Annotated in this window: 9 protein-coding genes; 6 read left to right on the forward strand and 3 right to left on the reverse strand. The window is 58.1% G+C overall.

Going from position 1 to position 12,406, the window contains the following annotated elements; translation table 11 throughout:
* Positions 1 to 36 precede the first annotated feature (36 nt).
* Both waaF and aroA read left to right on the forward strand, forming a co-directional pair.
* Entirely contained in the window at positions 37 to 1,047 is a 1,011-nt protein-coding gene (gene waaF, locus QV747_RS14085) for a lipopolysaccharide heptosyltransferase II (protein WP_273431973.1), read from the forward strand.
* 3 nt (positions 1,048 to 1,050) lie between these two features.
* On the forward strand, positions 1,051 to 2,343 hold the full coding sequence (gene aroA, locus QV747_RS14090; RefSeq protein ID WP_273431970.1) for a 3-phosphoshikimate 1-carboxyvinyltransferase: 1,293 nt from the start codon (positions 1,051 to 1,053) through the stop codon (positions 2,341 to 2,343).
* A gap of 125 nt (positions 2,344 to 2,468) precedes the next feature.
* Here aroA and QV747_RS14095 read toward each other — a convergent pair whose 3' ends face one another.
* Positions 2,469 to 2,942 carry a hypothetical protein gene (locus QV747_RS14095; protein ID WP_273431968.1) on the reverse strand — a complete coding sequence of 158 codons (474 nt, stop codon included), beginning with the start codon at positions 2,940 to 2,942 and terminating at the stop codon, positions 2,469 to 2,471.
* 441 nt (positions 2,943 to 3,383) lie between these two features.
* On the opposite strand from QV747_RS14095, the gene QV747_RS14100 reads away from it, so the two are divergent.
* The 3 genes from QV747_RS14100 to QV747_RS14110 all read left to right on the forward strand — a co-directional run bounded on the left by QV747_RS14100 (position 3,384) and on the right by QV747_RS14110 (position 8,945).
* Complete coding sequence (locus tag QV747_RS14100; RefSeq protein ID WP_273431966.1) at positions 3,384 to 5,147, forward strand: glycoside hydrolase family 19 protein; 1,764 nt, start codon at positions 3,384 to 3,386, stop codon at positions 5,145 to 5,147.
* Between the two features lie 149 nt (positions 5,148 to 5,296).
* A complete protein-coding gene (locus tag QV747_RS14105) occupies positions 5,297 to 7,228 on the forward strand; it encodes a bifunctional diguanylate cyclase/phosphodiesterase (protein WP_273431964.1) in 1,932 nt (643 codons plus the stop codon).
* 64 nt (positions 7,229 to 7,292) lie between these two features.
* Positions 7,293 to 8,945 carry a methyl-accepting chemotaxis protein gene (locus QV747_RS14110; protein WP_273431962.1) on the forward strand — a complete coding sequence of 551 codons (1,653 nt, stop codon included), beginning with the start codon at positions 7,293 to 7,295 and terminating at the stop codon, positions 8,943 to 8,945.
* A gap of 39 nt (positions 8,946 to 8,984) precedes the next feature.
* On the opposite strand, the gene QV747_RS14115 is transcribed toward QV747_RS14110, so the two are convergent.
* Entirely contained in the window at positions 8,985 to 9,878 is an 894-nt protein-coding gene (locus QV747_RS14115) for a DMT family transporter (RefSeq protein WP_273431960.1), read from the reverse strand.
* Here QV747_RS14115 and QV747_RS14120 point away from each other — a divergent pair.
* Complete coding sequence (locus QV747_RS14120; RefSeq protein WP_273431958.1) at positions 9,877 to 10,764, forward strand: helix-turn-helix transcriptional regulator; 888 nt, start codon at positions 9,877 to 9,879, stop codon at positions 10,762 to 10,764. The two genes, QV747_RS14115 and QV747_RS14120, sit on opposite strands and share 2 nt — an antisense overlap.
* A gap of 35 nt (positions 10,765 to 10,799) precedes the next feature.
* Here the strand turns inward: QV747_RS14120 and nagZ are convergent, their stop codons facing one another.
* On the reverse strand, positions 10,800 to 12,401 hold the full coding sequence (gene nagZ / locus QV747_RS14125; protein ID WP_273431956.1) for a beta-N-acetylhexosaminidase: 1,602 nt from the start codon (positions 12,399 to 12,401) through the stop codon (positions 10,800 to 10,802).
* Positions 12,402 to 12,406: the final 5 nt, after the last annotated feature.

Consider the following 12,406-nt stretch of genomic DNA (forward strand, 5'->3'; position numbering starts at 1 on the left):
TGGCCGCCGCTTTTTTTGTTTTTGCCGGGGTTTGTTGTGAAACGCATTCTTATTGTGGCGCCCGCCTGGGTGGGCGACGCCATCATGGCCCAGCCGCTGTATGCCCGCCTCAAGCAGCGCCATCCCGAGGCCGAGATTGATGTCCTGGCGCCTGCCTGGACGCGCCCACTGCACGCCCGTATGCGCGAAATCAGCAGCACCATCGATGCCCCCTTTGGGCACGGCGAGCTGAAATTGCGCACGCGCTGGCAGCTGGCCCGCCAGCTCAAAGCGCGCGGCTATGATCAAGCCATTGTGCTGCCCAATTCGCTCAAATCAGCCCTGGTGCCGCTGCTGGCCGGGATTGCCCAGCGCACCGGCTGGGTGGGCGAAATGCGCTATGGCCTACTCAATGATATTCGCGAGCTAGACCCGCTGCAGCTACCGCAGATGGTGCAACGCTTTTATGCGCTGGGCGATGAAAAAACCGCCCCGCGCACCGAGCCGATGCCCTATCCGGTACTCACCATTAACGCGGCGGAGCGTGAGGCGGCACTGAGCAAACTTGGCCTCAGTAGCGAGCCGCCGATGGTGGCCATTTGCCCGGGCGCCGAATACGGCCCAGCCAAGCGCTGGCCCGCTGAGCATGCCGCCGCGCTGGCCCAGCAACTGCTGGCCGATGGCTATCAGGTGTGGCTGTTTGGCTCGGTAAAAGATCAGGAAATCTGCGCCGAAATTAGCGCACGCTGCCCGCAAGTGGTGAATCTGGCCGGCAAAACCAGCCTCGCCGAAGCGATTGATCTGCTGTCCTTGGCCCGCGTCGCCGTATGTAATGATTCGGGCTTGATGCACGTGGCCGCCGCGCTTCAGCGCCCACTGGTAGCCGTGTATGGTTCAAGCTCACCCGGCTTTACCCCGCCACTGGCCATTCGCGCCAAAGTGGTCACGCTGGATCTGGAATGTAGCCCCTGTTTTGAACGTGTGTGCCCGCTGGGGCATATGGATTGCCTGAATAAACTGACGCCCGATCGCGTGATGAAGGCGCTGAAAGAACTCACCAAGGACTGACCGATGGAATTTCTCGTTCTCTCTCCGATTGCCAAAGTGGCCGGCACGGTAGCCCTGCCCGGCTCCAAAAGCATTTCTAACCGCACTTTACTGCTGGCCGCGCTGTGCAGCGGGCAAACCACCGTGCGTGGCCTGCTGGCGTCGGACGACACCCAACGCATGCTCGAAGCCCTCGCCACTTTGGGCGTCAAGGTTGAACAAATCGGCGACAGCCGCGACTTTATCGTGCACGGTTGCGCAGGCAATTTCCCGAATAAAGACGCCGACCTATTCCTCGGTAACGCCGGCACGGCGTTTCGCCCACTGACCGCTGCCTTGGCGCTTTCCAACGGCAGCTATCACCTGCACGGCGTGCCGCGGATGCATGAGCGCCCGATTGGCGACTTGGTCGATGCGCTGCGCCAAGCCGGTTGCCAGATTGATTATCTGGGCAACGAAGGCTTCCCACCGCTGCAGATCAAGCCGGGCGTAGTAGCGGCCGACAAGGTGCAGGTGAAAGGTAATGTATCGAGCCAGTTCCTGACCGGCCTCTTGATGGCCTTGCCACTCTCCAACCGTGATATGACCATTGAAGTGGTCGGCGAGCTGATTTCTAAACCCTATATCGAAATCACGCTAAACCTGATGGCCAAATTTGGCCTGAAAGTCGAGAAAAAGAGCTGGAACGAGTTCTTTATCCCTGCCGGCCAGGTCTACCAATCGCCAGGCGAGATTTTTGTAGAAGGTGATGCATCGAGCGCGTCGTATTTCCTCGCCGCCGGTGCCATCGGCGGTGGCGATGCGGTGCGCGTCACCGGCGTTGGCAGCGAGTCGATTCAAGGCGATAAACGCTTTGCCGAAACGCTGGCACAAATGGGTGCGCAGATCACCTGGGGCCCAAACTGGATTGAAGCGGCGCCCCCAGCGGATGGGCAACTCAAAGCGATTGATGTCGATCTGAACCACATCCCCGATGCGGCGATGACGATCGCGATCGCCGCACTGTTTGCCAACGGTAAAACCACCATTCGCAATATCGAAAGCTGGCGCGTGAAAGAAACCGATCGCCTCTCAGCCATGGCGACCGAATTGCGCAAAGTCGGCGCGACAGTGGAAGAAGGTCAGGATTGGATTTCGGTGATTCCGCCAGAGCAACTCACGCCCAATGCCGAAATCGACACGTACGACGATCACCGCATGGCGATGTGTTTCTCGCTGGTGGCTCTGGGTGGCGTACCGGTGCGGATTAATGACCCGAAATGCACGGCCAAAACTTTCCCGACCTATTTTGAAGAGCTAGGCCGGATTAGCCGCTAAGCGCAAGCAGGGTATATCGCTGCAAGCCTTATAATAAATAGCTTGCAGCGGCATACCCAACAATAAAAAAGGAGCCAGTGGCTCCTTTTTTATTTGTAGCTTGGCTGATGCCCCAGCGAAATGATTTAGCGGCGCTGGGTTTTGCCTTTGGCCGCGGTTTTCGCTTTGCCGCCCTTACCCGCTTGTGGCGCTTTGCGGCTAGACGATTTAGACCGTTTCAACTCACGGCTCTGGTCGGTTTTTTGGCTGCGTAGCTGCTTGGTTTGCACTTGCTTGCTGCGCACCTTTTTACCGGCAGTAGCTTGCTTAGCACGCACGGCCTTGCTCTCCACCCGGCCTTTACCCCGTGCTTTGGCAGTGCGGCGCTCGCCACGCTGACTGGCCTTGGCGGATTTGCCTTTCTTGGCCGGTGTGGCTTTTTCCGCACGCTGACTAGGGCTATTACTCGCCTGATTCGGATTAACGGTCGCGCGCTTCGTGATGGCGGTGGCCGCTTCCGGGCTATCAAAGGGCAAGGGCTCGTCTTCAGCCCAGACCGTACTACTGAACAGCATGCAGGCACTGACTAGCGCCAGCCCTGTTTTGAACCAATTCTTCATTGACTACAAGCCCTTACACACGGCACGACAAGCTGCGCATTATACCGACTCACCTGCCGCACCGCCGGTTTATTTGCCCGGTTTTCGCCCCATTAGGCGGCTAAATCACATTAGATTTTGTTAACGTTTTAAACGCCAATCCGCACCAAAAAAGCTTGGCGTCAGATTTAAAAATTATGCAGAAAGCATCCTGTGATGTTGTCAACCTTTTTTCAGCTACTACGTGTTTTCCCCAACATGTAGTCATTGACTCGCTAGCTACAAATGGTACGATGGCGAAAATTCAGCGATACCAGTTCGACTGAATTTACCCTGAGCACCGCCCGGCCGAGCATGCCCGACAGTCGCTCTACATAAAGCGCCAGGTTGCGAACAATGAAGGATTTGCAACCTCTTCCGCCCGCGGAAACTGGCCATTACCTTCAAATGGAGTGGGACTTTATGCATAAGAAAGTACAACTAACGGCGCTGTTGGCCGCGATGTTCCTCAGCGCCAGCGTTTGGGCGGCCGAATGGAGCTCAAGCGCGGTGTATACCGGTGGCTCGATCGTGACGTATCAGGGTCAATCTTACAAAGCCAAGTGGTGGACTACCGGTGAAATCCCGGGCGCCAGCCAATGGGGCCCATGGGAAAAAGTAGCCAGCGGTGGCGCGACCCCAGCACCGACCACGGCGCCAACCGCAGTACCGACGGCGGCTCCAACGGTTAAACCGACCGTGGCACCAACGACAGCACCAACAGCGACGCCAAAACCTACCGCGGCACCGACTACGGCGCCAACAGTAGCGCCGACCGCGACACCAAAACCGACTGTAGCGCCAACGGCAGTTCCAACGGTGGCACCAACTAGCGCGCCAACGCCAACTGCGGCGCCAACTGGCACCCCAAATCCAGGCACTGGCTTGCCAAAATGTGAAGCCGCTTGGAACTCAGGCAGCTCGTACGCTGGTGGCGCCAAAGTCAGCTTTAACGGCGTGAATTACACCGCCAAATGGTGGGCGAATGTCGGCGCTGAGCCAGGCAAAGATGCCACTTGGGCCGCAGCGGGCAACTGTGATGCCAGCGGCTTGCCAACCCCAGTACCAGGTGGTGGCGGCTCAACGGGCGGCGTGCCCACTAAAGCGGAAGCAGAAGCTTATGCCGCTACGCTGACCAATAGCGATATCTTCCGCAAAGTAAAAGCCTCTGTTCGCACCTTGCCAAACTCGGTGGTGGAAGCGGTAGCGCCAGGGCTGATGAGCAACCCAAGCAATGTGAAACGCGTGGAAGCCATCCTGCCCAAAGCGAAGTGGGATTACTACTTCTCGAAAGCGCACCCAAGCTACACTTACACCCGCTTCTTGCAAGCCACCGCTAAATTCCCAGCGTTCTGCGGTGACTACACTGATGGCCGCAATGCCGATGAAATCTGCCGCCGCTCGCTGGCAGCATCATTTGCGCACTTTGCCCAAGAAACTGGTGGTCATAGCGTAGAGCAATACGGCAACCCAGAATGGCTGCAAGCGCTGGTGCATGTGCGCGAAATGGGTTGTACTGAAGAAGGCACCGGTTGTGGTTACAACACCGAGTGTACTGACCCAGTATTCAACAAAGTTTGGACTTGCGGCACCGACGCGAAAGGCGGCTTCAAGAAATACTTCGGCCGTGGCGCGAAACAGTTGTCTTACAACTACAACTACGGTCCATTCAGCCAAGCGATGTTTGATGGCGACCAATCCGTACTGTTGAAAGATCCGGATCGTGTTGCTGAAAGCTGGTTGAACCTGGCGTCGGCTGTGTTCTTCTTCGTGTACCCACAGCCACCAAAACCATCGATGCTGCACGTGATTGATGGCACTTGGGTACCAAACGACTTTGATAAATCGCGTCAGCTGGGTAACGACTTCCCAACGACAATCCAGATTATCAATGCCGAATGCCAGGATTCACCAACCAAAGCGGCGGCGCAAAATCGTCTGAACTACTACACCGAGTTTGCCCGTGATCTGGGTTGGGATATTACGAAAGAGTCGATGAAATGCTCAGGCATGGGCCGCTTTGATGGCGCATCGTCTGCCGCATTTAACATCTACTGGGAAAAAGACTGGAAAGTCGGCGGCGACAACAAGTGTCAGCTGGTGAGCTACCAGACCCCATACAATGCCCTGATCGACGGCCAATACACCAAGTGTGTGGAAGCCAACTGGGGTGTTACTCTGAAGTAATTGAATTAGCTAGCCTCTAGCGATATACGCCACCTGGGTATCTAGGTGGCGTTTTTTATTGCCAGCGTAAATGCGCGCTATGCGGTGGGCGACTGGCCGAGTTGCCATCGCTTCACTATGCTAAAGCCATACGACTGCCGGAAACCATCATGAGCGAACTGATCGCCACGCGGCTGGGGCTACGCATTGGCTTGGCATTTGCCGGCCTGGTCTTGCTCACGCTGCTGTTCGGTTTGCTGATGGGTAATGAAATCAACCACAGCTATCAGCAGCTGGCCCAAGAGCTATCGCGTCAGCACCGCACCTATAGCAGCGTACAGACCCTACGCGCTGACTTTGGCGACCTGCGCCGTTTTGAAAAAGATGTTTTTCTGGCTGTCGATATTCCTGAGCACGCCAGCTTTAAATGGCGGCAATGGAATCAGGAGCTCAACCAAGCTTATGTGCGCTTGGGGCAGCTCGAGCAAACCCTTCCCGAGCAAAAACCCCTGGCCCTTGCGCAGCTACGTAGCGCACTCGACGAATACAAAAATGGCTTTCTGACCGTGGCCGAGCAAGTACTGGCGGGCCGCTTTCGCAGCGCAGAAGAAGCCAACCGCGCCTTTCTGTTTCGCCGCACCTTTATCCATCAATACCAGAATGCCATCGATGCGCTGATTCATTACAGCGAACAGCAAGAGCAACTCCTACTGCGCCAGCTTGATGAGATCCGCGTGCGCCGCCTATGGCAACTCGCGGGCGCGCTCTGCACTTTGCTCATCATCAGCAGCCTGGTGGCGGTGTTTATCACCCGCAATAGCTTGCGCGTGGGGCGCGAGCTGGAATATCAGGCTACCCATGATAGCCTCACCAAACTTCTGAATCGGCGCGGCTTTGAGATGCAACTGGCCAGCGCCCATCGCGGAGCGATTTTGTATCTGGATTTGGATCAGTTCAAATTGGTGAATGATCTGTGCGGCCATAGTGCGGGGGATGAATTACTCAGCCTGCTGGCGCTGCGCTTTGGCCGCCTGCTTCCCACGCAAGCCAGCATGGCGCGTTTTGGTGGCGATGAATTCTGCATCTTTTTACCCAATGCCGATGCCAGCCAGGCGAGCGAGCTGGCGCAACAGCTTCTGCGCGAAATTCAGAATTACCCCTTTGTCTGGCAAGGGCGTTTGTTTAGCCTTAGCGGCGCGCTCGGCATCGCCATTGCCGATGGCCAGCAAAGCCTGCGCGAACACATTATGCGCGCAGATACTGCCTGCGCCATCGCCAAAGAACGCGGCACCGGGCAAATTGCTTTTGCCACCGAGGTCGACCAACAACACCATCAGCTGCAATCACAAATGAGCTGGGCCGCGCAGCTACCGCAGATGCTGCAACAAGACCGCTTTGTGCTGTTTATTCAGCATATGCAAGCCCTCAAATCCACCGGGGCGCCACACAGCGTGCCTGACCACGCCGAAATATTAATCCGCGCACTCGACGAGCAAGGTGAGCCGGTGCCCCCCGGGCAATTTCTGCCCGCGGCCGAACGCTTTGGCCTGATCGGCAAGATCGATCGCTGGGTCACCCGCACCATCTTGCAGCAGGCGTTACCACCGCATACGATCTACGGTATTAATTTATCCGCCGCCTCGCTCGGGGATCACGCTTTTTTACACACCTTGCGCGAATGGATTCAGGCCAGCCCCACCCCGGCCCAGCAGTGGTGTTTTGAAATTACCGAAACCGCCGCCATGACCGATATTCAGGCGGCGCGACATTTTGTCTCCACCCTCAAGCAGCTAGGCTGTCGCTTTGCGCTGGACGATTTTGGTAGCGGCTTTTCTTCGTTTAGCTACCTCAAAGAGCTGGACGTGGATTACCTGAAAATCGATGGCAGCCTGATCCGCAATCTTGAGCGCAATGCCTCCGATCTCGCGCTAGTGACCGCGGTGGTGCAAATGGCCAAAGCGCTGCGGCTGAAAATTGTGGCCGAGTTTGTTGAAAACCACCACCAGCTCGAAATCCTGCGCGATTTGGGCGTGGATTACGCCCAAGGTTATGCGGTACACCGCCCTGCCCCATTACTGATTCAGCCCGTGAAAGAAACTTGAGCTACGTAAGGTCGGCAACTAAGCTGATTAAGCAGCTTCTGTTTATCCGCTTCGGGATCCTGGCATGACTATCTTTCGCTCACTGCATTTGCGCCTCAAACTCCAGCTGGCTTTTTTGCTGGTCTCCCTGCTCACAATCGGGGTGTTTACCGCGCAAGCCATCCAACAGGCCAGAACGGCCGCGCTTGAGCAAATTGATGGCCAACTCAAAATGGCGGCCCTTGCCTATGTGCAAATCATCGGCCCCAATTACCACGACAATCTGCCCCCGCGCGAACAGGTTGATCTCAAATCCAAGCGGCAGGAAGCCGAACACGTCACCGCCGTGACCAAGGCGCTGGGGGTGAGCTATCTGTATACCTTTATCGTTAATGGCAGTCAGGTCACCTACACCACGGCCTCGCTCTCGGATGAGCAGCTTAAAGACCCTAATCACGAGTTTTATCTGAAGCCTAGCGATGTACCAGAAACCGATGCCGCCACCATCCGCGCAGCACAAAGCGGCAAAATCGAATTTGAAGAAAGCACCAGCCCGCAATATGGTTTTTTGCGCACGATTCTGATGCCGGTAAAAAACAGCAAGGGCGAAAATTACGTAGTGGGCGTTGATCTGGATGCCAATCTGGTTCATCAGCACATTCGCGACGCGATCTGGCAAGCGGCCTATACCGGCATTGTGATGCTGGTGGTGGCGATTGTGGTGTCGTTACTGCTGGGCAATGCCATCGCCCGCCCGCTGGTGCGCCTGCGCGACATGATGCATTCGCTGACAACCGGAGCTGGCGATCTGACGATTCAGCTACCGGTGCAATCAGGCGATGAAATCGGCCAGATTGCCACCCACGTCAACACCTTTATGGGGCAATTGCGGCAGATGTTCAGCACCGTGCGCGATGAAACCGTCAAACTCACCAGCGGTGTGCAACGCATCGATCAAATGGCGCAAATCTTGAGCCAGGGCGCGAGCGATCAAAGCGATGTAGCGAGCTCTACCGCCGCCACGATTGAAGAAATCACCGTTAGCATCAATCACATTGCGGATAATTCCCAAGATGCCGAGCGACTAATCGAGCACACGGGCGACGTCTCCCGTCAGGCCACTCAGCGCGTGCGTCAGGCCGCGCAGCAGGTGGGGCAGATTTCCAGCCGTGTTTCTACCCTCTCCAGCGTGATGCACGAGCTGGAGCATCATTCGCAGCAGATCAACAGCATCATCGATGTGATCAAGGAAATTGCCGACCAAACCAATCTGCTGGCGCTCAATGCCGCGATTGAAGCCGCGCGGGCTGGTGAGCAAGGCCGCGGCTTTGCCATTGTGGCCGATGAAGTGCGTAAGCTGGCCGAACGCTCAAGCGAAGCCACGGTCGAGATCAGCCAGAAAATCAGCGCGATGCGCGCGCAAACCCAGCAAGCTACTCACAATATGGATCTGACCACCACCACGGTGAACGATAGTGTGCAGCTAGCGGAAACCGCGGCGCTGCAAATCGAAGACATTCAGCGGCAAATGAGCGAAGTGATTGCCGGCATTAAAGGCATCGCCGAAGCCACCAGCGAGCAATCGATGGCCACCACACAAATTGCCCAAGCCGCCGAGCGGATCAGCAATATGGCCGAAGAAGGCAATCAATCAATCGGCTCGGCGCGGCAAGTGATTAGCGATCTAAATCATCTGGCTGGCCAGCTGGGCCAGATGATCAGCCGCTTCAAACTGTAATGTCTTCAAACGAGAAAGTGCTTCTCAAGGCTTATCCCATCAGGCTTTACTTAGGCGCAGTGGCCGGCCGCGCAGGCTAGGCCATTGCACCAGCAACACTCCGCACAAAATCCCCGCCCCACCCAACCAGTGATAGCTCGCGAGACGCTCGCCCAAGCAAAACATCGCCATAATCGCGGTAAACAGCGGCAGCAAATTCATGTAAATCGCCGCCTGCTCGCTACCCAATTGTGCCACGCCCTGCATCCAGCAGTAGGCCGCCAGAATCGACGAAGCCAGCCCCGCATATAACACCAAACCAGCAGCAGCGTGTGAAACACTGAGCGTCGTGGCCGTCGCCGCCAGCGGCAGCAAGGCCAGCAGGCTAAACAGAATCTGCACATACAAGTTAAACCAGTGCCCCAATGGCAACTGCCAGCGCCGCAGCAAAATCCCGTACAGCGCATAGGCCGCCGTACCCAGCAACATCAGCCCATCACCACGGTTTACGCCATGCTGCCATAAGCTGGCCGGCTGGCCCTGTCCAAGCAAATACAAGACTCCAGCTAGCGAAACCGCTACGCCCAGTACTGCCAGCTTGCCGGGGCGCACGCTGAAAAGCAGCGCATTCAACAGCAAACCCAGCAGCGGCATCAGCGCACAAATCACCCCCATATTGGTGGCCGAAGTAGCATGGGCGGCAAAATAGGCCAGCGATTGATACAGCACCATGCCCAGCAGCGCCAGCGTGGCGTATTGGCCGGCATGCGCCCAGATCGCTGCTCGCGCGCGCCACACCACCCGCCAGCACAGCGGCGTCAGCACCAGCGCGGCCAGCGACCAGCGATAGAGCGAAATCGCCGCAGGGTCAATCATGCCCGCCGCCGCCTTAGACACCACGGTATTGCCCGCCCAGATCAACACGGCCAGCACCGGATACGCAAATTGAGGCATGCGCACTCTCCTCTCGATTCAATATGCCGGCCAGTCTAGCAATGACCATTTGAATGTTTATAATGAAAAACCGCCAAGCCGATATGGTAAAACCGCCAAGATGGATTGCCCCTATACCCCGCTCGATCTCACCCTGCCCACCCCGGCGCCGCTCTACCTGCGGCATGAAGCCGTTGAAGCGCACACTGGCTACGCGCTGCACCGGCACCCATGGGGGCAGCTCAATCGCATTAATCTGGGTCTGCTGGAAATCACGCTGGATCAGGAAACCCTAGTCGCGCCGGCGGATTTTCTGGTGTGGGTGCCCGCCGAAGTGCCACATGCGGCCTACATCAGTCAGGCGCTGGCCTACAGCTCGGCCTATGTCAGCCCAGAGTGGGCCGCGCGACTGCCGGCCAAGCCGTGCTTGCTGAGCCAAACGCCGCTGGTTCGGGCGCTGTTTGATGACTTTTATCAGCGCCAAGTGCAAGCGCTGAGCAGCCCGCTCGATCAACAACAAGCCGAGCTGCTGCTCGGGCGGCTGTGCCTCACCCCCAAGCAAGGCTGCTATCTGCCCCATAGCGAGCATCGCCAGCTAGCGCCGATTTTGCGCGCCCTGCAGGCGCAGCCCGGAGATAATCAACCGCTGAGCGCCTGGGCTGCGCAAGTGCACACCAGCGAGCGCACCTTGGCACGGCTGTTTCAACGCGAGCTAGGGATGAATTTTGGCCAATGGCGCCAACGGCTGCGCCTGCTCACCGCGCAGTCCTTACTCAAGCAGGGCGTGAGCATCGCCGATATGGCGTGGCAACTGGGCTATGGCAATCCGTCGGCCTTCATTGCCATGTTTCGCCAGCACACCGGCCTTTCACCCGAGCGCTATCGTCAGCAATCTCTCGATACCTAGGCAGGTATTGCCCTAGGAGCAATACCCAACATAGCCTATACGGATATACCCAACAGGCGCGGCAAGAGTTGCTGCAATGCTGCCGGGCGATTGCTGCACGCCCCGCCACGGCTGCGGGCCGTGGGCGCCAGCGCCAAATCATAAGGATTGCGCCCGGCAATCAGCGTGAGTTTTTCCATCGGCAAGCTGGCGATCAGCGCCGCCTGCTGGGCAAAGCGGGTGGCGTTATAGCTTTGGAATACCAGTTGCGGCGCCGCAGCGGCCGCGGCCTGCACATAGGCGGCCTCTTCGGCCGTTACCTGTGGGCTAATCACAATCTCATGCACCGGCCAGCCGGCGGCCTGCAGATAGGGCAATAAAGTCCCGCGCGCGCTTACCGAAGCACCCAGCGCCACCTCATCAATCTCGGTGCGCTGGCTCAGCTCAACCGTCACCAGCACCACTGGCTCACCCGGCTGCAACGGCGGGCCATAAAACTCGACGCCAGCAGCCTGGATCTCGGCGGCCAGCTGCAAGGCGGCGCTTTGCTGCAAGGCCTGCGGCTCGCGCGGCAAGCTGGCCCAGTCTTGCACCACGGCTTTGGCTTTCAAGGCCAAGACTCGCGCCACACTGGCCTCGACTTGCTCAACGGCAATCAGCCCCTGTTTCACGGCCTGCGTCAGGGCCGCCACGGCGCCTTGCTGGCGCGCCAGCGTGTGTGACACCAGCGCGATATCCGCCCCAGCGGCAATCGCCTGCACCGCACCCTGCACCGTGCCATCGCCCGCGGGCCAGGCCGGATTCTGGGGGCGGCGGCCAATTGCATCCATCTCGAGGCAATCGGTAATAATCAGGCCCGCAAAACCGAGCTCTTCGCGCAGCAGGCCGGTGAGCACCGCGCGCGAGAGTGTGGCCGGCGTGTTTGGATCGGGCTCAATCGCCGGAAACACCACATGCGCCGTCATAATCGCATCTACTCCAGCCGCAATCGCCGACTTGAACGGCACCAGCTCCACGCTCTCGAGCCGCGCGCGGTCATGCGGCACCAGCGGCAAGGCATAGTGCGAATCGGTGGCGGTATCGCCATGCCCGGGGAAATGCTTGGCGGTGGCCGCCAGCCCCGCGCGCTGAATACCGCGCAGCGCCGCCAGGCCATACACGCTCACCGTGGCGGCATTTTCGCCAAAGCTGCGCACGCCAATCACCGGGTTTTGGCGGTTATTGTTGATATCAAGGCTGGGGGCGAAATTAATATTGATCCCCAGCTGGCGCAGCTCATCGGCCGCGTAGTAATGCAGCTGCTCGCAATCGGCCGGGCTGCTGCCGCGCACCGCATGCGAGGCATAGCCCGAGGCATAGGCCATGGGCGAAGGCAGCGGAGTCATGCCTTCTTCAATCCGCATCACCATACCGCCTTCCTGATCGATACCGATCAAGAGCGGAATCGTCGACACTTCGGCGTTGATTTCCTGTAGCTGCCGGCATAGCGCCGCCACCTGCCGGGGTGATTCGATATTGCGGCGGAACAAAATAAACCCGCCCACCCGCTGCTCACGAATCAACGCCGCGCTGGCGGCATCGACCGTCGTCCCCGGCAGGCCCACCATCACCAGCTGGCCCAGTTGTGCCTGCAAGGTGGCACTGATCATCTGAAACATGCTTC

The organism is uncultured Chitinibacter sp. (assembly GCF_945957625.1).
GTDB lineage: Bacteria > Pseudomonadota > Gammaproteobacteria > Burkholderiales > Chitinibacteraceae > Chitinibacter > Chitinibacter tainanensis.

Excerpts from the sequence above, each read along its gene's own strand:
- aroA (WP_273431970.1), top strand. The coding sequence starts at position 1,051 with ATGGAATTTCTCGTTCTCTCTCCGATTGCCAAAGTGGCCGGCACGGTA.
- QV747_RS14095 (WP_273431968.1), bottom strand. The coding sequence starts at position 2,942 with ATGAAGAATTGGTTCAAAACAGGGCTGGCGCTAGTCAGTGCCTGCATG.
- QV747_RS14100 (WP_273431966.1), top strand. The coding sequence starts at position 3,384 with ATGCATAAGAAAGTACAACTAACGGCGCTGTTGGCCGCGATGTTCCTC.
- QV747_RS14105 (WP_273431964.1), top strand. The coding sequence starts at position 5,297 with ATGAGCGAACTGATCGCCACGCGGCTGGGGCTACGCATTGGCTTGGCA.
- QV747_RS14110 (WP_273431962.1), top strand. The coding sequence starts at position 7,293 with ATGACTATCTTTCGCTCACTGCATTTGCGCCTCAAACTCCAGCTGGCT.
- QV747_RS14120 (WP_273431958.1), top strand. The coding sequence starts at position 9,877 with ATGCGCACTCTCCTCTCGATTCAATATGCCGGCCAGTCTAGCAATGAC.
- QV747_RS14115 (WP_273431960.1), bottom strand. The coding sequence starts at position 9,878 with ATGCCTCAATTTGCGTATCCGGTGCTGGCCGTGTTGATCTGGGCGGGC.
- nagZ (WP_273431956.1), bottom strand. The coding sequence starts at position 12,401 with ATGTTTCAGATGATCAGTGCCACCTTGCAGGCACAACTGGGCCAGCTG.